At 64.7% G+C, this 20,604-nt stretch carries 17 protein-coding genes; 9 read left to right on the top strand and 8 right to left on the bottom strand.

Annotated elements, in window-relative coordinates; all coding sequences use genetic code 11:
• The first annotated feature begins 27 nt into the window (after window positions 1–27).
• The gene (locus HMPREF3157_RS01070; RefSeq protein WP_070435262.1) at window positions 28–1,002 is read left to right on the top strand and encodes a phosphotransferase; all 975 of its coding nucleotides are present in this window, start codon (window positions 28–30) and stop codon (window positions 1,000–1,002) included.
• A 23-nt stretch (window positions 1,003–1,025) separates the two neighbouring features.
• Here the strand turns inward: HMPREF3157_RS01070 and HMPREF3157_RS01065 are convergent, their stop codons facing one another.
• Window positions 1,026–4,322, bottom strand: a complete 3,297-nt coding sequence (locus HMPREF3157_RS01065) for an ATP-dependent DNA helicase (RefSeq protein WP_246816469.1) — start codon at window positions 4,320–4,322, stop codon at window positions 1,026–1,028.
• Entirely contained in the window at window positions 4,319–7,525 is a 3,207-nt protein-coding gene (locus HMPREF3157_RS01060; protein WP_070435260.1) for a PD-(D/E)XK nuclease family protein, read from the bottom strand. The genes HMPREF3157_RS01065 and HMPREF3157_RS01060 overlap by 4 nt, the downstream gene beginning before the upstream one ends.
• Before the next feature lie 148 nt (window positions 7,526–7,673).
• Here HMPREF3157_RS01060 and HMPREF3157_RS01055 point away from each other — a divergent pair, with 148 nt between their 5' ends.
• The 3 genes from HMPREF3157_RS01055 to HMPREF3157_RS01045 all read left to right on the top strand — a co-directional run bounded on the left by HMPREF3157_RS01055 (window position 7,674) and on the right by HMPREF3157_RS01045 (window position 10,215).
• Window positions 7,674–8,285 carry a TetR/AcrR family transcriptional regulator gene (locus HMPREF3157_RS01055; RefSeq protein WP_061211216.1) on the top strand — a complete coding sequence of 204 codons (612 nt, stop codon included), beginning with the start codon at window positions 7,674–7,676 and terminating at the stop codon, window positions 8,283–8,285.
• Window positions 8,286–8,480: 195 nt separating this feature from the next.
• On the top strand, window positions 8,481–8,702 hold the full coding sequence (locus HMPREF3157_RS01050; protein ID WP_016664198.1) for a DUF3107 domain-containing protein: 222 nt from the start codon (window positions 8,481–8,483) through the stop codon (window positions 8,700–8,702).
• A 19-nt stretch (window positions 8,703–8,721) separates the two neighbouring features.
• Window positions 8,722–10,215: a DEAD/DEAH box helicase gene (locus HMPREF3157_RS01045; RefSeq protein WP_034372526.1), complete on the top strand. Its 1,494-nt coding sequence runs from the start codon at window positions 8,722–8,724 to the stop codon at window positions 10,213–10,215.
• Between the two features lie 19 nt (window positions 10,216–10,234).
• Here the strand turns inward: HMPREF3157_RS01045 and HMPREF3157_RS01040 are convergent, their stop codons facing one another.
• Both HMPREF3157_RS01040 and HMPREF3157_RS01035 read right to left on the bottom strand, forming a co-directional pair.
• Window positions 10,235–11,497, bottom strand: a complete 1,263-nt coding sequence (locus HMPREF3157_RS01040) for a hypothetical protein (RefSeq protein ID WP_141740570.1) — start codon at window positions 11,495–11,497, stop codon at window positions 10,235–10,237.
• A gap of 92 nt (window positions 11,498–11,589) precedes the next feature.
• Window positions 11,590–12,441: a PHP domain-containing protein gene (locus HMPREF3157_RS01035; protein ID WP_034372520.1), complete on the bottom strand. Its 852-nt coding sequence runs from the start codon at window positions 12,439–12,441 to the stop codon at window positions 11,590–11,592.
• A gap of 72 nt (window positions 12,442–12,513) precedes the next feature.
• Between HMPREF3157_RS01035 and HMPREF3157_RS01030 the strand changes: the two genes are divergently transcribed.
• From HMPREF3157_RS01030 to HMPREF3157_RS01015, 4 genes are read left to right on the top strand one after another with little or no spacing between them, the layout of a single operon-like run.
• On the top strand, window positions 12,514–14,046 hold the full coding sequence (locus HMPREF3157_RS01030; protein WP_016664194.1) for an aminopeptidase P family protein: 1,533 nt from the start codon (window positions 12,514–12,516) through the stop codon (window positions 14,044–14,046).
• The gene (locus HMPREF3157_RS01025; RefSeq protein ID WP_016664193.1) at window positions 14,043–15,362 is read left to right on the top strand and encodes a magnesium transporter MgtE N-terminal domain-containing protein; all 1,320 of its coding nucleotides are present in this window, start codon (window positions 14,043–14,045) and stop codon (window positions 15,360–15,362) included. The genes HMPREF3157_RS01030 and HMPREF3157_RS01025 overlap by 4 nt, the downstream gene beginning before the upstream one ends.
• A gap of 5 nt (window positions 15,363–15,367) precedes the next feature.
• Window positions 15,368–16,030 (top strand): DUF1003 domain-containing protein, encoded by a 663-nt coding sequence (locus HMPREF3157_RS01020; protein WP_016664192.1) that lies wholly within the window; start codon window positions 15,368–15,370, stop codon window positions 16,028–16,030.
• Between the two features lie 6 nt (window positions 16,031–16,036).
• Window positions 16,037–17,155 (top strand): Mrp/NBP35 family ATP-binding protein, encoded by a 1,119-nt coding sequence (locus HMPREF3157_RS01015; protein WP_070435258.1) that lies wholly within the window; start codon window positions 16,037–16,039, stop codon window positions 17,153–17,155.
• Window positions 17,156–17,181: 26 nt separating this feature from the next.
• On the opposite strand, the gene HMPREF3157_RS01010 is transcribed toward HMPREF3157_RS01015, so the two are convergent.
• The gene (locus HMPREF3157_RS01010; protein WP_016664190.1) at window positions 17,182–17,613 is read right to left on the bottom strand and encodes a twin-arginine translocase TatA/TatE family subunit; all 432 of its coding nucleotides are present in this window, start codon (window positions 17,611–17,613) and stop codon (window positions 17,182–17,184) included.
• Window positions 17,614–17,743: 130 nt separating this feature from the next.
• On the opposite strand from HMPREF3157_RS01010, the gene HMPREF3157_RS01005 reads away from it, so the two are divergent.
• Complete coding sequence (locus tag HMPREF3157_RS01005) at window positions 17,744–18,400, top strand: O-methyltransferase (protein ID WP_016664189.1); 657 nt, start codon at window positions 17,744–17,746, stop codon at window positions 18,398–18,400.
• A gap of 42 nt (window positions 18,401–18,442) precedes the next feature.
• On the opposite strand, the gene HMPREF3157_RS01000 is transcribed toward HMPREF3157_RS01005, so the two are convergent.
• The 3 genes from HMPREF3157_RS01000 to dapE all read right to left on the bottom strand — a co-directional run bounded on the left by HMPREF3157_RS01000 (window position 18,443) and on the right by dapE (window position 20,560).
• Window positions 18,443–18,613, bottom strand: a complete 171-nt coding sequence (locus tag HMPREF3157_RS01000; protein ID WP_016664188.1) for a DUF3117 domain-containing protein — start codon at window positions 18,611–18,613, stop codon at window positions 18,443–18,445.
• A 98-nt stretch (window positions 18,614–18,711) separates the two neighbouring features.
• Window positions 18,712–19,458, bottom strand: coding sequence for an LOG family protein (locus HMPREF3157_RS00995; RefSeq protein WP_040386885.1), 747 nt, complete (start codon window positions 19,456–19,458; stop codon window positions 18,712–18,714).
• A gap of 10 nt (window positions 19,459–19,468) precedes the next feature.
• Window positions 19,469–20,560, bottom strand: coding sequence for a succinyl-diaminopimelate desuccinylase (dapE, locus tag HMPREF3157_RS00990; RefSeq protein WP_070435257.1), 1,092 nt, complete (start codon window positions 20,558–20,560; stop codon window positions 19,469–19,471).
• Between the last annotated feature and the right edge of the window lie 44 nt (window positions 20,561–20,604).

Below are 20,604 nucleotides of genomic sequence, written 5' to 3'. Positions count from 1 at the left end.
CCCGCAGACAATGGATACGGTTAGGGGGTGAGACGAAATTCCTATGCACTGGCTGCCCTTGCCACGGCCGGGATTCCAGGTGTGATCCCCGTGGCCACTTCCGCGACCACCCCAGAGGGTGAGGAGATCGAGTCTGCACTCGTGCGCGACACGCAGGAACGACTGTGGGTCGTGAACGCCCCCTCGACGCCCACTGCGGGCGCGCGTCTCGCGAAAGAAATTGGTGTACTCGAGGCGCTTTCGCGCACCGAGCTCGCTCCTTACCTGCAGGCTCCTCAGGGGTTTGCGTCGATCCCCGAGGGCGGTCGCGCAGCCATCGCCCTCGCGCTCGAGGGCGTCCCGCTGCACCTTGATGAAGTCAGTCACGACCACGTGCTCGCCGCGAACGTCGGCCGCGCCATCGCGACGATCCACAACACTCCGAAAGCCGCGTGCCAGGCCTCTGGAGTCGAGGAATTCACTGCGGAGGAGATCCGCTCGAACTACCGCGCGAGCGTCGAGCGTGCCCGTGACCGTCACCCGATCCCCTCGGCCGTGGCGCAGCGATGGACCCACTTGCTTGCCGATGATTCACTGTGGCAGTTCACGCCGCGTTTCACCCACGGCACTTTGAACGAGGACACGACCCTCACCACGGGCACCGAAATCTCTGGCTTTACCGGCTGGGAGAACGCGCAGGTTGCTGATCCGGCTCGTGATCTCACATGGATGCTCCACGGCCTCGACCCGGAAGCGTTCGACGCCTTCTTCACGGCGTATTGCGCGAACCTCGATGTGCGTCCGGATGCACGCCTCCAGGAGCGCACCCAGCTCGTCGGCGAGTTCGCCGTTCTCGAGTGGCTACTGTCGGGAAGCGACACCGACGATCAGTCAATCGTTGCCGATGCCCTCGAAATGCTGCGCGAGGTTGATGATGACCTCGCCGAACTTGCCCGCCGGGAAGCAGAGCACGAGTTCGATGAACTTGCCTCTCACGACCCCGAGATCACGCCCGAGCGCTAGCGCCTTTCAGCCCATACGCATAACTACGCGAGCGCGGCGAGCATCCGGCTCAGTTGCGCCTCGCTCGGGTGTCGCGTGATGTCGATCGTGCGTTCGGCTTGGACGTAGTGGAACTTGGTCTCAATCTGGTTGAGCGGCAGGCCGGTCTTCTGGTGCCACGCGAGGCGGTATACGGAGAGTTGAAGCGATTTGCGCGCGAGCTCCTCGCCTGAGGGGACGCGGCCCGTTTTCCAGTCCACGATCCATACCCCCTCACCAGACGGGTTCGGGTACACGGCATCGATCACGCCGGAGAGAAACGCCTTCTCAAGCGCGAGCGAAACCGGAACTTCGAGCGCGAGGGGAGTCATCGTGGCGAACACTGAGCGATCGAACTTGTCCTTTAGCTCCTGGAGGCTTTCGCGGACGTCATCGTCATCCTGATCGAGGGAGAGTTCATCCACATCGAGCAGGGCGCCGTGAGCGTGGGTTTCCTCGACCCACGAGTGAAACCGTGTTCCGAGCCGCGCACTCGCGGAGGGTTTTCGCGGCATCGGTCGCACGAGTTCTCTCACGCGCTCATCGGCGTTTGCGCCCGAGAGCGCCACGAGATCCGAGGGGCTTAAGCGCGACGGGAGGCGCACGCGCCGTGCTTCACGCTCGGCACGCTGACTCGCGATGACGTGTCGGGTGGCTTCGGTGAAGCGCGCCAGGTCGGGGTGGGGCTGGGGCGTGGCGAGAGCATCCACATCACTCTCGCGCGCGAGCGCGACGGCTGCTGCCGCCGCCTTAACAGCTGCTTCTCGCGGGTGAGCTTTCGCGGGCCATGCGGCGAGGCGTGGAGAGGATTCGAGCGGGTTTTTCTCGCCGACTTCGCCTTCCATGTCAACGACCGCGACGCCCTCGAGCGCGCGAATCTCATCGGCGAAACGAGAGGCGCGGCGCGGCTTTGAGACTCCCTCGCCCCACGCCGAATACGTGAGCAGAGCGCTCTTTCTCGCACGTGTGAGCGCAACATACATGAGGCGGCGCTCCTCTCGCAGACTCTCTTTCCCACTGTCGAGACGAAACTCTTCGAAGAGTTCGTCGAGTTCAACCTGGGTTTCTGCCTCTGCCCAGCGAAGCTCCGCGAGAGTCTCGCTATCGCCGCGAAGTTCGACGGGGATCGTGGCGAGAGAAAGTTCGTTGATCCACCCGGGCTCCCTCGGCGCGGGATACTCACGCGCGCCCTCCGGTTTTGCTGCACTCTGGCTCGTGTAGGAGGGGAAGGTCCCCTCGGTGAGGGAGGCAATCGCCACGTGATCCCATTCGAGTCCTTTCGCGGCATGAATGGTCGAGATCACGACTGCGCTCGAGTCACGAGGCCGGGTGGGCGCGGCTTCAAGACCACGCTCCTCGGCCTCGGACACGTCGAGATGCGCGAGAAACGCCGAGAGGCTCGGGGCTGTGGCTGTGCGGGCGTAACTTGCCGCCTGCGCACGAAGCCGCTCGATGTTCGCGAGCGCGTGTGACACGTCCCTATCCGGATCTGATTCGAGCGCGATATCGATGCCGAGGGCCCGCACGGCGACCGTCACGAGGTCTGGAATATCGAGCCCCTGGGCGCCGCGCACCTCCCTCACGATTTGCGCGAGCCTGGCGAGTCGTTCGCGGGCAGGCACGCTGAGGCGCTGGCCCGCAGGGCTCACGAAATCAACCGGGGGCGGCGAGGTAATGGCATCGACGAGCGTGAAGGCCGCAGCCGGATCAATGCGGGCTGCCCGCGCCCCATCACTGCGTTCGAGCACACGTCGCCACTCACCGAGCACGGCGATATCCGCCGGCGCGAAGCGGAAGCACGGCCCTTCGAGCAGCTCAACGAGCGCATCGGAGCGCGAGGCATCGTTCACGACTTCGAGCAGCGCGCGCACATCGCTCACTTCGCGCTGAGCGAGGAGTGAATCGCCGCCCGCGACGCTCACGCTGAGCCCTGCGTTTTCAAGCGCGGATTGCAGAACCGGGATCCGCGCGCGCGAACGCACGAGGACCGCCGCGCTCGCTGGCGCCTCGTCGAGCGCTTCGCTCTCGGCTTCATGGGCGGCACGGATTTCGCGGATCCACTCGGCGATGGCGCGGGCCTCGTCGAACTCTGTCGCGTGTGCGGCGACGGTGATCGAGCCCGGGCCTGCGCCGGGTCGCGGGGCAAGCGTCGGAACCTTCACCCCGGCCGTGCTGCCCGCGAGCGGGGCGCTGATCGCGTTTGCCCCCTTGAGCAGGGCCGCGTCGTTGCGCCACGAGGTGCTGAGCGTGTATTGGCGTACTGGTGTGTCCTCGCTCCCCCACCTCTCCACGAACGCGGACAGTGACGCAGCCGAGGCACCGCGCCACCCGTAGATCGCCTGGTTCGGATCCCCCACGGCACACGTCGCGTGCCCCGTGCCGAAAAGTGACGCGAGTAGGTCGAGCTGTGCGACCGAGGTGTCCTGGAATTCGTCGAGAAGAACCACGCGGTGCTGGGTGCGTGCGTCCTCTCTCACCTCGCTGCTCGCCTTCGCAATAGCAGCGGCGAAGCTCACCTGATCGGAAAAGTCGATCGCACCTCGTTCGCGCTTCGCGCGAGCAAATGCTTCGAGGAGCGGCACGAGGGCTCGTCGCTGCTCGAGAACGCGCCACAGCCTCTTGACGCTCGCTGGAGAGGTGCGTTTCCTCCCTCCATCGCTTTGAAGCGGGAGGTTCATCGTCTCGACTTCGATCTGTCGAAGATACTCATCGAGGTCCCGCGCAGTGCGAAGGTGATCGCTGAGCGCCCCCGAAAGCGAGAGCACCGCCGAGGCCACGGACCCGCTCGAATGATCGAAGGGAAGTTCCCCCTGCCATGATTCGACGAGGTCGTAGGCGATCTGCCACGCCGCTGCGGGCGGGAGCACCGTGAAGTCTGGGTCAATGCCGATCCGCAGCGCGTGCTCGTGCACAAGATCGAGCGCAAAACCGTTGTAGGTCGCCACGCGCGGCGACTGGCCGCCGAGGTGAACGGTGCTCGCCGCAAGCGTCGAGGGCAGCTCGATTCCCGCCGAACGCATGGCGGACGCAAGGCTCGAGAGCCGCCGATCGATGCGCTCGGCGAGCTCGTGCGCCGCTTTCTTCGTGAACGTCAGTCCAAGCACGTGGCGCGGTTCGACAAGGCCGTTTGCAATAAGCCATACGACTCTCGCCGACATCGTCTCGGTTTTGCCGCTTCCCGCGCCGGCAACGACGAGCGCGGGGGCGAGAGGAGATTCGATGACGGCCACCTGTTCGGGCGTCGGCTCGGGCTGGCCGAGAAGGCGCGCCACCTCGCGCGCGCCCAAGCGCACATTCGTCACATCTCCTCCTGAAATAGCGGGCATGAACGCTTGACGGGGCACACCTTGCAGTGGGGGTTGCGCACGAGATTCACGCGCGCCGAGCGCAGTCGCGCGTCGATCTCCCGAACGAGGTTCTCGAACCAGTCGGGATCATCTCCCTCCCCGAGCGGCGCCTGATGCCGCAGGGCACTCGACTTCGCGTCAGTGCCAACGTAGACGAGGCTCGCCCCGACAACGGGCTCGTCCTTTTCCATGTGCGCCAGCGCGTACTGGTAGGCGGCCAGCTGAGGGTCGCGTTCTGCCTGGGCTTTCGACTGTGCAGACTTACCCGTCTTGTAATCCACGACCCTGAGTCCGCCCGCTTCACGCTCAACCCTGTCGATGGAGCCGCGAATATCGACCGCTTCACCAAGCGGAACGGAAAAACGCTTCTCGACCGCTGCGACGTCCGGATGCGCGCTCTGGTAGGCCCCGAGCTTTTCGAGCATCTGCACGATTCGAGCGCGTTCGGCGCGCGTGCGCCAGTTCTGTTCGACCTCCTCGCCCTCGGGTGCGCGCTTCGCAAATTCAGCAACGAGCTCGGCCGCCCCCGCCCTGGGGTGGGCCTCCGCGAGAGCGTGGATGAGAGTGCCCACCTCCTGGGCGGTTCCACTGCTTGTGCGGGCGCCCGCGCTTTCGAGGAGAAACGCACGCGGGCATTGCGCGGCTGTCGCGAGACTCGACGGGGAAAGCGCGAGGGTGCTACCAGAGGGGAACGGGGGGTCGGTGCGGGTGAGCGGCTGGTGATACCAGTTCCCGGGGCCTGCGCTTTCGATCCCCTCCCGCTCAAGAGCTGCGAGGAGGCCTGCGAGGTGGGGAGGGTCCGCACTCTCGGATGCGAGGGCGCGCGCGAGCGCGGAAACGAGTTGGCGAGATTCGGGAAAGGGCCCGGGATTTGCGCTGTGGAGGGCCGACGCTACCCAGCCACACGGCACTGCCTCGCACTGCACGGCGCTTTCGAGCACGCGAAACATGCCCGAGGGCGCCGATTCATCGTTCTCAACGGCGGTCACGAGAACGCGGCTTCGTGCACGTGAAAGTGCCGCGATCGCGAGGCGAATCTCGTCGTGGAGGTTCGCGTTTCGCCTCATCGCCCGAAGTTCCGCTCGATTGGGCATGGGCCCGGGCCGGTCGATAAAGAGTGCCAGATCGGCGGCGCCGAGCACCCCCGAGCGGAGGCGGAGATTCGGCCAGGCCCCCTCGTTGAGGCCCGCGAGAATCACGGTATCGAAGCTCTCTCCCGCGACGGCTGCGGGCGTGAGTACGCGCACGATACCGCTCACCCGCCCGCGTGCGCTGAGGGAGTCCTCCGGCACGGCCTGGGCCTCGATGTGCGACATGAATACCGCGATGTCGTCGCCTCCGCGTCGCTCTTCGTAGCGGTCGGCCGCAGTAAAGAGCGCGCCGAGCGCATCGAGGCGAGCGTTGGCGAGCTGCGCGCGCGAGCGCGCCTGCACGCTCCCGGTCACGGCAATCGCCTCGTTCTGCCACCGCGCGGCAAGGTGCGAAGCCTCCCACGCCGCCCACAAAAGCGGAAGAATCCCTGAATCGCGCGCGGAAACGATCGCGTCGTGCATTCGGCGAAGTCGCCGAAGCGGAGCCGTCACCGCACGAAGGTAGCGCTCTCGGCCGCTTTCTGGCTCAGCAGCGCCACCTGCTGGCGCCGGTAGCGCAACTTCCGCATCGTTGAGGATCGAGAGGATCGCGGCGTCGCCGCGCGTGTGTGCACTGTGCGAGAGGGCCCAGCGCCGCAGCTCGCGCACCATGCCGTCGTCGATTCCGCCCCACGGCCCGCGGAGAATCTCGACGAGGCGCTCGTCGCGTAACTGCTCGATTCCGAGCGCCCACGCAAGGATCGTGAAAAGGTCACGGATCACCGGCTCCTCGCGAAGAGCGGTAGCGCGAAGCGTCGCTTCGGCTTCAATCCCGACTCGTGACAGCCGCTCCGCGAGGGCCCGCGCGGCCGACGCCGAACGGCATACGACGGCGATATCGTCACGGGACACGCCGTGAACGGCCGCGAGGAGCCGAATCGCCGTCGCGATATCACGGGCTTCTGCCTCGTCACTCGAGGCGGTCGCGAGCGCGAAAGAATCAGCCACGCCTTCCTCACGGGTGAGCTTCCTCAGTGCAGTCGGAGCGCCCTCGAGCGGGAGGTGTGAGGCGAGTGCTGCAACGACGCGCGAAAGGGCCGGTTCCTGAGCGTAGATCTGCTCGAGCGTGACTACGGCACACGAACGCGAGTCAGAGGCGAGCGCACTTGCCACCCGCGATGCCGCATCGGCCATGCCACCACGAAAGCCCTCAACAGTCGCATCCGGGTTCGAGGTCACGAGGAAACGTCCGGAGCGGGCCGCGAGCGCCGTGACGATACGCACCCCGCTCGCGGTGAAGTCCTGGGCGTCGTCGATAGCGAGAAACCCCAGCGCCTCAGCGTTCTCGATCACCGCGCACGCGCGATCGACCAGAACCCCCAAATCAAGGCGCGCGCCCGCTTCGATCGCCATACTTCCCTCGAGCGCAAGCGAATCAAGATAGGCCTCGAAAACCGGCGCGGCTGCCGTCCATTCCTTGCGCCCGCACTGCTCGCCGAGCTCGGCGAGCTGTAGGGGCCCGAGGCCCCGCTCGGTGCAGCGATTCATAAGGTCACGAAGTTCCGCGCGAAAACCCGCAAGTGGGATCGATGCCGGATCAATCGACTCGGGCCACTGCGCGGGTACCTGCGCGAGAAGCTCCTCGAGTAGCACATCTTGATCAGCCCCCGTGACGAGACTCGGTTGCGCACGTGAATTGCGCGCCGCCTCCTCACTCACGAGCGCGAAAGCGTACGCGAGAGGGGTCATGACCGTCGGTAGCTCTAAATGAATCTGCGCACCCGCAGCGCGCTCTGCCATCGCTCGCCTCGAGAGTTCCTCGCGAAGAAACGCTGCACGCTCCCTCGTGGGGGCGAGAAGAACGACGGTGCGAGGATCAACGCCTCCGCGCATCGACTCCCACGCGGCGTGGCCACACAGGGAGGATTTCCCACTTCGCGGGGGGCCGTAGGCGAGCGTCGGAACCCCCTGCGCCACCGACTCGAGCGCGTGCTTTTGCGCGGGCCCCGCAGTAACCAGCGCAAAATCCGCGAGCATTGCGCCAGAATCGCGCGCGGCAAGCCGCAACTCCGCAGGATTTTCCTGCATGCCGCTTCCCTCCAATGCTTTAGGCCAAACCATGTCACTCAGTCACTCATCGAGATATCACCCCACCATGGAGGTGAGACAATTAAACTACCCAGACAATGTTTTTCCGCGTTGATCGCCAGCGCCACCCGAAACACCAGGAGACACCATGCGCCGCCGCCTCCCTCGCGCAGAACGCCGTGCCCAGCTGCTCAGTGTTGCCACGTCAAAATTCGGTGAGCGCGGCTACCATCCCACGTCGATGGACGACATCGCCGAGGCCGCCGGTGTCACAAAGCCCGTGCTGTACCAGCATTTCAGCTCCAAAGAGGACCTCTACATCTCCGTGATCCAGCAGGTTGGCGAGGTGCTTCGGGAGCGCATTGACGGTTTCGCCTTCGAAGGCGCCACGACCTACGACCGCGTCCGTGAGGGCATCGACGTGTTTTTTGGAGTGTTCGATGAGAACTCGAACATGCTGAAGCTCTTCTTCGGCAGCGAGTACGTGACCGAGAGCGTCCAGGAGGAGGTTACCCGTGCGACGTCGCGCGCAGCCGAATCCGTCGGGACACTCCTCGCCCGCGCGCGAGACCTCTCCCCCGAGGAAGCCATCGTCGTTGGTCGCACCTTCGTCACGTCCGTGCAGGCGATCGCGCGCGAAACGGATGGCGCCACCGAGGAACGCCGAGAGGCCATGCTTTCCTCACTTGCACTGCTGCTCACAGGCGGGATTCGCGCGTTCGACCCTCGCGACGAAAAACTCACGCAAAACCCCGAGTAGGGCTCTGAGCGAACGCTGCACGGTTTCAGCTCTTCGCTCGATACACTTGCATGAGCGTGTGCTGAGCGGTCAGGCCGCTAAGCCTCGCTCACCTTTGCCGCGCCCCCGAATCTCGAAGCATTCTCAGCGAGACTCGTGCGGAGTGTGCGGCTCGCAAACCGTGCGCCCAGTGCGCACATGAGAAAAGGACACCCCATGGAAATTCGCATTGGCGTCACGCATTCGTCGCGGGAACTGTCGCTCGAAACCGACATGAGTGCAGCGGACCTCACCGCGCTCGTGGAAACGGCCATCAATGAGAGCTCACTCCTCACGGTCACAGACACCAAGGGCCGCACGGTTCTCGTGCCCGGGGCGCGCATCAACTACGTCGAGTACTCGACCGAAGAGCCGCGCCGCGTTGGTTTCCTGGGCTAACGGAAAGTAGACCCCGAACGTGACTGACAACCAGACCTTTGCCGATTTCGGCGTGAGCGGGGAGATCGTCTCCTCGCTCGCCGATAAAGGCATCACCACTCCCTTCCCGATCCAGGCCATGACCCTCCCGATCGCTCTTAAGGGCCGGGACATCATTGGCCAGGCCAAGACCGGCACTGGAAAGACCCTCGGCTTCGGGATCCCCGCACTCGAAGCCGTCGACCCTAACGTCGCCGAAACCGATTCGGCATTCGGTAAACCGCAGGCTCTCATCGTGGTCCCGACCCGCGAGCTCGCCGTCCAGGTCAGCACCGATATTCAGGCCGCCGGCAAGCGCGGCGGCGTTCGGGTCCTCACGCTCTACGGTGGCCGCTCCTACGAACCTCAAATTGAGGCACTCAACAAGGGCGTCGACATCGTCGTGGGCACACCTGGCCGACTCATCGACCTCATGCGCCAGAAGTATCTCGATCTTTCCCACGTGAAGGTCGCTGTTCTCGACGAAGCCGATGAGATGCTCGACCTCGGCTTTCTCGAGGACGTCGAGAAAATCCTCAAGGCCGTGCCCGCGAAGCGCCAGACCATGCTTTTCTCGGCCACGATGCCCGCGCAGATCATGGCGCTTGCGCGCCGCTTTATGACCCAGCCGACCCACATCCGTGCCCACGATCCCGGGGATACCGCCCGCACCAAGGCGGACATCACCCAGGTTGTCTACCGTGCGCACCAGCTCGACAAGATCGAGGTTCTCGCGCGGATCCTCCAGGCTGAGGGCCGTGGCCTCACAATCGTCTTCACGCGCACAAAGCGCGAGGCTGACCGCACCGCCCACGACCTCGAGGCACGCGGTTTCGCGGCCGCCCCTCTCCACGGGGATCTCGGCCAGGGTGCGCGCGAGCAGGCGCTTCGCGCGTTCCGGACCGGCAAAGTCGATGTCCTTATCGCGACCGACGTCGCCGCACGCGGCATCGACGTTGATGACGTCACCCACGTCATCAACTACACCGCACCGGAAGACGACAAAACCTTCCTGCACCGCACGGGTCGCACGGGCCGCGCGGGTAAGCGCGGAACCGCCGTGACGTTCGTGGACTGGGAGGATCTCGCACGCTGGGCACTTATTGCCCGCCAGCTCGGCCTCGAGTCGACGGAAGCGCGCGAAACCTACTCCACCTCTCCGCACCTGTTCAGCGACCTCAACATTCCCGAGGGCGCTAAGGGCACCCTCCCGAAGGACAAGCGCACGCGCGCGGGCCTCGACGCCGAAGAGATCGAAGATCTCGGCGGCCCCGATTCGCGCAAGCGTCGCGGCACGAACGGCCGCGGCAAAGGTCGCGGTGAGGGCCGTGGCCGTGGCCGCGGCAATGGCCACCGCCGCGGTGGTTCTTCTCGAGGCGGCGAGTCCGTCGATTCCGGGACGAAGGCCGAAGGTGACAAGGCGCCGCGTAAACGCCGCCGCCGCTCGCGCACGCGTCGTGTCAACGGCAAGGTCGTCGAGCGTAGGAACGACTAACCGCCCTCGGCGCTCGCGATTAACCGCAGTTCGCGATCTCGGTGCGGTTACTCGCGAGCCACGCGGTGAATTCGCTAGGACTGAGCGCGGCCTTTTCTCGAGCTTCGGGAAGGGCCGCGCGCACGGCTTCGGTGTCGGGCACGATTGAATCGGGGGCGGCGCCGATCCTATTGAGGTTGACTTCGCCGTCCGTCGCAAGACTCACAAACGCGAGGTAGGCCGCGAGGTTTGTGCCGCTCGCCTTCGAAAAGCCGCCGCACGGCGCGACGAACTCGCTCATCCCGAGCGCGCCTACCGTGTTGAGGAGATTCGGCCTATTGGACGGCAGTGCCTCACGGTCGCTCGGATCAACGAGGAGCGTCGCGGTCGACACATCGGATTCAACGAAGCGGTGCGTGCCGACAACGCTCGGAATCATGTCGCTTGGCAGCAGGTTCACTCCCGGCGCCAGCTGCGCCTGGAGCGCCGAAAGCGAGGTCGCAAACGGGCGCGGCGTACATACCTTGGGGTTCTCGCCCACGCAGCTAGCCCCGAAAGCCGTCTCGACCGGCTGAACGCGGCCGTTGTTGGAGATTCCCCCGGCGAGTGCGAGCACGGCAACGAGCACACCCCCGCTCGCCCACGTGAGAGAGCGCTCGCCAATGGCGGGCATGATGATCCCCACGCCGAGCCAGAGGATTGCGCGAAGGCCCGCGCTTGCGAGCGTCGGCTCGTAGAAGAACCACGGCGTGTCGATGTAACCGCCGAGGGCCGGAATTGACGCCGATACACCAAAGACAAGGGTCCACCACGCGATGAGGTACGCGATGACGCCCGCGATCCCCACCGCTAACGCATTGTTGATGACAAACGTGAGCACGGCCCCGCCGATCGCGAGGCTCGATATGAACGCCCATGTACCGATGCTCCACAGAATCCACAAGAGCGGGTTGATCGCCTTCGCGTCCCCCACTCCCCAGTGAACAAGACTCAGCGCGAGGACTGCGAGCGTCGGAATGAGCGTGAAGACTGCACCCCAGAGAATCGCTGCCAAGACGATTCCGGGCGAGAGCCGCCGGGACGGTTTCCTCATTCCCCGTTCAAGCTGGTGGGACTTCTCTCGCGCCTCGTCCGCGGCGCGCTCGGCGAGGCTTCGCCACGCGAAAACGAGTGCCCCCGCGACACTCGCGATAAGGCAAGCGAGGTTCTGCGGGGCTACGAACGCGCTAGGCCCCCAGCCGATCCACACGCTCGACGTGAGTGCGAGGGCCATGGCGATAATCCCGAGGGTCGCCACGGTCACGAATAGCGAGGCTTGTGGGTTGCCGACGATGGCTCGGGCAACTTCACGGCTATCGCCCCTACGGCGAGCGCGCTGAGAGCTTGACATCCCCATCACAGCCTTGCGGACGTCGCCGCGAGGATGCGCGCGAGGTTCTCGTCGCTCGTCGTGTTTTCGCCGAGGCGATTCGGTTTTCCGCTCCCGTGGTAGTCGCTGCCGCCCGTGACGATGAGATTGCGCTCGCGTGCGATCGCCGCAAGCGCTGCACGCTCAGCCTCACCGTGCTCGCGGTGGAAAATCTCGAGGCCGTCGAGGCCGCAGTCGATGAGTTCTTGGCATCCGTCGGAATCGAGCCCCTTGCCGCGCGTACGTGTCATGAGGTGCGCCCCTACCGCAAGCGCTCCAGACGCGTGAATCCCCGCGATCGCGTCTTCGGCTTCGAGGGCGCGGTAGGGCACGTAGTAGGGCGAGTGGGGAGCGAGCAGGTGCGCAAAAGCTTCAGCTCGGCCGCTCACGACGCCAGCGCGCGTCAGGGCGTCCGCGATGTGGGGGCGTCCGACGCTTGCCACGCTCACATCGCGGCTGCTTTCAGTATCAAGGACCGCCTCCCACGTGATAGGGAAATCCTCGCTCAGCCGCTCGACGATACGCTGCGCGCGTCGCTCTCGCGACTCACGCACCTCGTCGAGCTTGGCGGCGAATGCCGACCCCGGAGCGGGAGTATTACCAAGGGCGAGGATGTGGATGCTCCGGCCGTTGAGCTTCGCGGAGACTTCCATGCCGGGAAGGAAACCGAGGCCTGCGCTCCTCGCGGCCCCGCGGGCCTGAGCGATCCCGCGGTCAGTGTCGTGGTCGGTGAGAGCGATGACGTCGACTCCCGAGCGGCGCGCCTGTTCGATGACGGCCGCAGGCGGCTCTGTGCCGTCCGATACCGCCGAATGGGTATGAAGATCGATGAGGCTCATCGTTCCTCCTCTCACACCTCTTCTTGGCCGGCCCGGGTGGCTCTTGGCGCTCCCCCGTGAGAATATCGAAGGGTGAGTGAGATCAATAATTCAAAGTCCAGCGCCCCCGAGACCACCGACGATCTGAAGTCGAGGGGCGATACCCGCAGCCAGCGCCCCACGAGCGAGGCTTTTCTTAGCTTCCTCACCCAAGGGTGGGATGAGACGCTCCCGCCGGCAGGCCGCCGTGCCGTTGCCGATTTCACGCCCGCACGGCGCGACTGTCTCGTCGAGACGGTGCCCGCAACTCGAATGGTGCTTCCCGCCGGGGGCCTCAAGGTCCGCAGCAACGATTGCGACTATCAGTTCCGCCCCCACACGGCGTTTGCGTACTACTCGGGCCTCGGCACCGATGAGGAGCCCGATTCGGTGTTCGTCGTCGAGCCCGACGCCGAGGATCCCCGCAAGAGTCAGGCCACGTACTTCTTCAAGCCGCGCTCGGGCCCGGAGACCAACGAATTCTTCGCGGATTCTCGCTACGGCGAAATGTGGGTCGGGCGCCGCCCCACGCTCGAGGAAGTCGAGGAGCAGATCGGCGTGCCGTGCCGCCACATCGACGAGCTGCGCGACGCGCTTGCGAAGGACCTTGGCGACAACCTCGACCTCGCTGTCATCGAAGGAGTCGATGAACGCATCGATGCGCTCGTCGCCGAAATCCGCGAGCAAAACGGCCTCGAAGGCGGGCAAAAGGCCCGCACGGTCAATTCGTTCCTCGAGCAGAGCGCGTCTGAGTCCCGCGTTGTCAAGGACGCATGGGAAATCGAGCAGATGCGAGCCGCTGTCGCGACGACAATCAAGGGTTTCCACGAGGTCGTGCGGAACTTCCCGGAGGCCATCGCCCACGAGCGCGGTGAGCGCGTCGTGGAGACGGTCTTCAACCGTACGGCGCGCGCCGACGGCAACGGCGTCGGCTACGACACGATCGCGGCCTCCGGCCCGAATGCGTGCACGCTTCACTGGGTGCGAAACAACGGCGCCGTCAAGGAAGGCGACCTGATCCTCATCGACGCAGGTTGTGAAGTCGATTCGCTCTACACCGCGGATGTCACGCGCACGCTCCCCGTGACGGGTACCTTCACGGAGCCGCAGAAGAAGGTCTACCAGGCCGTTCTCGACGCTGCCGATGCCGTGTTTGCCGCGGCGAAGCCCGGAATGAAGTTCCGCGACCTGCACGCGACCGCGATGGAGGTTATCGCGGACCGCCTCGATCAGTGGGGCTTGCTTCCCGTGAGCGCCGAGGAGTCCCTCAAGCCCGAGGGCCAGTATCACCGCCGCTGGATGGTGCACGGCACAAGCCACCACCTCGGCATGGATGTTCACGACTGCGCCCAGGCACGCCGCGAAATGTACCTCGATGCGACCCTCGAGGAGGGCATGGTGTTCACGATCGAGCCGGGCCTGTACTTCAAGGAGAACGACCTCCTCGTTCCCGAAGAGCTGCGCGGCATCGGTGTGCGCATCGAGGACGACGTTCTCGTGACGAAGGACGGCGTCGAGAACCTCTCGCGCGAGCTTCCCCGCGAGATCGACGCGATCGAGGCTTGGATGGCGGAGTTGCTCAAGTGAGCCCGCACGAGCGTTTCTTTGCCGCACGCCTCGCGGGCACCGGGCTTTTCGACCCGCTCGGTGACCGCATTGGCAAGGTCCGCGATGTCGTTCTGATTCCGCAAGAGACCCACACCGCACGCGCGGTGGGACTCGTCATCGAGGTGCCCGGGAAGAAGCGCATTTTCTTGCCGATCACGAAGGTCACGTCGATCTCGACCGGCCAGGTCATTTCCGACGGTTCCCTCAACCTTCGCCGCTTCGAAATGCGCAAGAGCGAAATTCTCGCGGTGGGTGATCTGCTCGACCGCAAGGTGAACCTCGTTGACGGGACGGGCGACGCGTTCGTTGAAGATGTCGCGCTCGAGCAGGACCAGATCTCTAAGGAATGGGAGATCACGAGGCTCCACGTGCGCCGGTCGAAGGCTAAGAACGCGTTTTCGAAGCTCGTGGGCCGCAATGAGACGCTCACGGTCGGTGTCGATGAGGTCAAGGGCCTCTTCGGGACTCAGGCGGAGCAGTCCGCACAGATTCTGCTGGCCTCGTATTCGGACCTCAAGCCCGCTGACCTCGCGGATCTCATCCAGGAGATGGAGCCGAAACGCCGCGCCGACATCGTGCGTGACCTTTCAAACGAGCGCCTCGGATGGGTTCTCGAGGAACTTCCCGAGGACATCCGTGTTGAGCTCATGCAGGGACTCGAATCAGAGCGCGCCGCGGACATTCTCGATGCGATGGACCCGGATGACGCTGCGGACCTTCTCCAGGAGCTTCCCGAACCTATGGGCCAGGATCTCCTCACGCGCATGGAGCCGGAGGAGGCCGAGGACGTGCGCCGCCTGCTCGCCTACGACGAGTACACGGCCGGCGGGCTCATGACGACCGAGCCGCTGATCGTCGCCCCCGAGACCCCGGTCGCGCACTGCCTCGCTCTCATATCTCGCGAGGAGATCTCCCCCGCGCTCGCGTCGATGGTGTACGTGTGCCGCCAGCCGCTCGAGACGCCCACGGGCAAGCTCCTCGGGGGCGTGCACTTCCAGCATTTGCTTCGCGAACGTCCCGAGCGCCCCGTGGGCGAAATCATCGATCAGGATCAGGTGACGATGGCCCCTACGAGCCATCTCCATGACGTGACTCGCGAAATGGCGACGTACAATCTTGTGTCGCTTCCCGTGGTCGATAAGGATTCCCACCTTCTCGGTGCCGTGACGGTCGATGACGTCCTCGACCACGTTCTTCCAGAGGATTGGCGCGAGAGCGATGAGCCCGTCGCAACGACGACGGGGCAGATCGACCTCACGGGGATCGCGAGGGCAATTTCGGACCAGGAGGGGTGAGCTAGATGGCACGTGGCAAGAAGAAGCGCCCCCAGCTCGATGATCCCGCGCGCAAGAGGCGCGGGCTGTGGCGCATGTTTTCGAGGCGCCGCCCGAAGGACGACAACAATGATGGTTTCGGCCGCATGGCCGAGGCGATTGCGCGGTTCATGGGTACGCCCGCGTTCCTCGTGGGCATGACGATTTTCTGTGGCGTGTGGCTCGGGTGGAACACGTTCCTTCCCGAATCGGTCCAGTTCGACCCCCGCGCGCTCAACTTCACGCTTCTGACCCTGATTCTCTCGCTCCAGGCGTCGTATGCCGCTCCGCTTCTGCTCCTTTCGGACAACCGCCAGGCCGACCGCGACCGCGTGCAGGCCGAGCAGGATCGCCAGTCGAACGAAAAGGCTCACGCGACCACGGAGTTCATCACGCGTGAAATCGCGAGCTTGCGCATCGCGATGGCGGATGTGGCCACCCGCGACTACGTGCGCGGCGAGCTTCGAGACCTCCTCGAGGAGCTTCAGGCTGGCGACGACGACCCCACACCGGCCGCGGAAACCGCGGATGGCGCTGAACCGATCGAACCCGCACGCGATCACGCGCATTTGCGCTCGCTCCTGCGCGAGGACATTCGCGCCGTGCTCCGCGAGGAACTCGAGCAGATGCGCAGCGATGCCGCGGAGTGAGGCCCCGTGAGCACTGACCTTGCCTCGCAGGTTCGCTCCGCGCTCACGCGCGTGATCGACCCCGATCTCGGCCGCCCCATCACCGATGTTGGCATGGTCAGCTCTGTTGAGGTCACACCTGAGGGGGTGGCTCTCATCCACCTCGTGATGACGGTCGAGGGGTGTCCCATGCGCTCCCGAATCGAGAAAGAGGCCGCCGAGGCTGCGTCTCACGTTTCAGGCCTCACGGAAGTGCGCGTGACGTCGGGGACGATGAGCGAGGAGCAGCGCCGTGCCCTTGTCGAGGATCTTCGCAAAAGGCGCCGCGAAGTTCCCTTCAATAAGCCTGGATCTCTCACGCGAGTGATAGCGATCAGCTCGGGCAAGGGAGGCGTCGGAAAGTCCACGGTGACGGCTAACCTCGCCCTCGCCCTCACTCGCCTCGGCTATAGCGTGGGCGTCCTTGACGCCGACATTCACGGTTTTTCGATGCCCGGGATGTTTGGGGTGAGCACCCAGCCAACCCGCGTGAATGACCTTCTCATGCCGCCCATCGCCCACGGTGTCAAGGTCATGTCGATCGGCGTTTTCGTGCCCGAGCATCAGGCGGTCGTGTGGCGCGGCCCGAAAATGCATCGCGCGATCGAGCAGTTTGCGACGGACGTGTTCTGGGGCGATCTCGATTTTCTCCTTCTCGATCTCCCGCCGGGAACCGGCGACGTCGCTATTTCGGTCGCGCAGGTGCTGCCCACCGCGGAGCTTCTCGTCGTCACGACTCCCGACTCAGCTGCGAGCGGCGTCGCTTCGCGCATCGGCTCTCTCGCCCGTTCCACGGAACAGACGATCATCGGGGTGATCGAGAACATGAGTTGGTTGAGCACCGATCACGGTGAGCGCCTCGAGATTTTCGGTAGTGGCGGCGGCGAGCGCGTCGCCGCTCAGCTAAGCGAGGATCAGGGCGCGGACGTTCCGCTCCTCGGGCAGGTTCCGCTCGCGCAAAGCGTGCGCGAAGGGTCCGACGCCGGCCGGCCTCACACCGCCTTAGAGTCGTCGAGCGAGGCGTACCTCGCGTTTATGCACATCGCTGAGCAGCTCGCGAAACCGCGTGGTCTTTCGGGCCGGAAACTCCCGCTCTCGCTCGCGTAGCGCGCCTCGCAAGGTGCGGCGTAGGCTCAGGTTGCCTCGGGGTCGAACGGGGTCCCTTCGGGCTCCTGGGCCGCCTTGGAACCAGCCGCGCTGCCGGAGCCTTTCGCTGCCGCGCCGACACTCGCCACCGCTGCCGATGTGGCGCTCGTAGAACTCTTCACCGCATCGCGAAAATCGTTGACGTCGTCCTCGAGGCCGGTCGAATCCCACGCATCGCGAATAATTTTGCGCGGATCGTATTGGCGCGGGTCGTACTTCTTGAGATCGTCGACGGCAATGCCCATTTCATCCTCGATCGACGCACGGGAGTTATCCGCCCATTTACGCAGATCGCGCACCCAGTGGATGACCTTGCGGGTGTATTCGGGAAGGCGCTGCGGGCCGATCAGGATCGTGAAGAGCAGGATGATGATGAGCAGTTCCCATCCCCCAAAAGTGAGGAAGACATCTGAACCCATCGACGTGCCTGCCTTGTCTCGTTCCGCTCAAAATGGTGCTCCGTCATTATTGCACGCACAAGTGGGAAACTCGCGCGGCGTGGCCTAAGCTTGAGTGCCACGAAATTCACGGCAAAGAGGGAGAGTGCACATGGCAACGGGCAAGTTGGCGAGCTGGGCGCTCAGCGAGCAATTCCTCGATGAGGAGCGGCTGTTTGCCGCCCCCGGGGTGTGTGAGCGGGCGCGCGAGCGCGGCAGCGCGATAGGCCTTGCGCCGGTTCTTGCGGGCTCGGCCGCACACGCGCGTAGCGTCGTCGCGATGCTCGGGGCACGGGCGATCGTGCAGGTGGGTGCTGGGGCGGGTGCGCTCAGCCTCTACCTCGCGAGTGCGATGGGTTCCGACGCCACCCTCACCGCAATCGATCCTGAGCCGGAAAACGTGCGGCTCGTGCGCAAGGCCTGTGCTGAGGCCCAGATCCCGGAGGCGCGCGTGCGCACGATTAACGCGCAGCCGCTCGACGTGTTTACGCGCCTCACGCGCGGCGCCTACGACATGATCGTCGTGAATGCGAGCGAGCCAAGGCTCGGCGCTCTCGTGGAGGGGGCGCTCGACATTATTCGCCTCGGTGGGGCACTGGTCATTATGAACGTCATGCACCACGATCGTCTCGGCGATTCGTCAGCGAATGACCCGGAGACGGCCCACATTCGGGAGGTCGTTGCCGATCTTAAGGAGCGAGACAATCTCGTGCTCGCGCTGTCACCCGCGGGGGACGGGGTGCTGACAGCAGTCAAGGCGAGGCTGTGAGGGAATAACCCCCACAGCCTCTAGGCAATTCAGGAGATGAGGTTAGGCGGGAACAACCGTGTTGAGGGCGTCGCGCAGCTCGCGCGCCTCATCCGCCGAAATTTCTACGACGAGACGACCGCCGCCCTCGAGCGGTACTCGCATGATGAGGCTCCGGCTCTCTTCGGCCACTTCGAGGGGGCCGTCGCCTGTACGAGGCTTCATCGCTGCCATGATCGTTCGCCCTTTCTCTGGCAATGGATCTGTCGTCCCTATTCTTTCACTTTGATCCGCCGATTCCTGGGAGGGCATAGAAAGCGCGAGGTAAACGGCTACTTCATATCGCGTTTGAGGACCTCGATAACCTCGTCGGCCGTGTCAACGATATTGATGAGATCGGTGTCGCCGGGAGAAATGTAGCCGTACTCTTCCTGGACGGTTTGCTCGAGCCAGGCGACAAGCCCGCTCCAGTAATCGCGGCCCACGAGAATAAGCGGAAACTTCTTGATCTTGTGCGTCTGGATGAGGCACAGCGCCTCGAAAAGCTCATCGAATGTGCCGAAGCCTCCCGGGAAGGCCACGAACGCCTGCGAGTACTTCACAAAGCAGGTTTTGCGCGTGAAAAAGTATCGAAAGTTCACGCCGAGCTCGACGTATTCGTTCATGCCCTGCTCAAACGGTAGCTCGATGCCAAGGCCCACGCTCGTTGTTCCTGCTTCAATCGCGCCGTGGTTGCCGGCCTCCATGATTCCGGGACCGCCGCCCGTAATGATGGCGAGCCCCATCTCGCCGATGCGCCTGGCCACCTCGCGTGCAAGCGCGTAGTGCGGGTGATCAGCTTTCGTGCGTGCGCTGCCGAAGAGCGCGACAGCGGGCCCGAGTTCGGCGAGCGCGCCGAAGCCCTCAACGAACTCCGACTGAATGCGCATGACCCGCCACGGATCGGTGTGAACCCAATCGCCCTCGCCCGCGTTCTGGAGAAGACGCTGGTCCGTGGTCTCGGTGGGGCGCTGTTTACCGCGCAGGAAAACGGGGCCCTTGCGGTAGTCGCTCAGTGGTCCGTGAAAGTGCTTTTTCATGATTTCCACGTTAGCTCAGGAACCGTTCAAGAGACCTGTAACAGTGGGTGAGGGCAGCCGTCGGAATGTATTCCCCATCCGTGTGGGCCAGAAGCGGGTCTCCCGGGCCAAAGTTGACGGCTGGCGTGCCGAGTGCACTGAAGCGCGCCACGTCGGTCCATCCCTGCTTCGCTTCCACGCTCACCCCATCGCCAAGGGCCGCGAGAAAGTCCCGGGCTGCGGGCCGTGTGAGGCCGGGCAGGGCGCCGCCCGAGGAGTCCGTGACCTCAAACTCGAGGTCGAGCCCAGCAAACACCTCTTCGATATGAGCGAGCGCCTCCGCTTCGCTCGTGCTCGGCGCGAAGCGATAGTTCACGAGTATTTCGGCCCGGTCGGGAATCACGTTCGTTGCGATGCCGCCCTCGATTGCCACCGCATTGAGGCATTCGCGGTACAGGAGACCGTCGATTTCCACGTCCTTCGGCTCGTAGTCCGCAAGCCGCGACAGCGCACCGGAAAGAGCGTGGATCGCGTTCTTCCCAATCCATGCGCGACCCGAATGAGCCGCGATGCCCCGCGCGGTAAGTCGCACCCGCATCGTGCCTTTGCAGCCTGCCTCCACTCCCCCGTTCGACGGCTCACCGAGAATCGCAAAATCGGCTTCGAGAAGCTCGGGGCGTTCGCGCGCGATACGCGTGAGCGAGTTGAGGCTTGCCTCCACTTCCTCGTGGTCATAGAAGATCCACGTGAGATCGTGACGAGGCGACGCGAGAGAGCACGCGAGCGCAAGGAACACGGCGACTCCCCCCTTCATGTCGCACGCACCGCGGCCGATGAGCCGCTCCTGCCCGTCCACGACCTGCACGCACGAAGGAAGATTGCCTGCGACGGGAACGGTATCGAGGTGGCCGGCGAGAATGACGCGCTCGGCGCGCCCGAGGTGGGTGCGCGCGATGACGGTGTCGCCATCGCGAATAACCTCGAGGTGCTCGCACGCACGAAGCGTCGCCTCGACCCTGTCGGCAAGGAGAGTTTCGTTACCCGAAATCGACTCGGTATCGACGATTGCACGCGTGAGCTCGGTCAGGCCCGCATCGAGGGGCAGCGGTGTCGTGTTCATCATGCACACAAGCGTAGAGGTTTTCGGCGCGCTCCAACGAAATCCGA

Source organism: Dermabacter sp. HMSC06F07 (genome assembly GCF_001807345.1).
Classification (GTDB): Bacteria; Actinomycetota; Actinomycetes; order Actinomycetales; family Dermabacteraceae; genus Dermabacter; species Dermabacter hominis.
The sequence above is the reverse complement of the archived record's forward strand: the minus strand, read 5'-3'. Positions and strand labels throughout refer to the sequence as shown.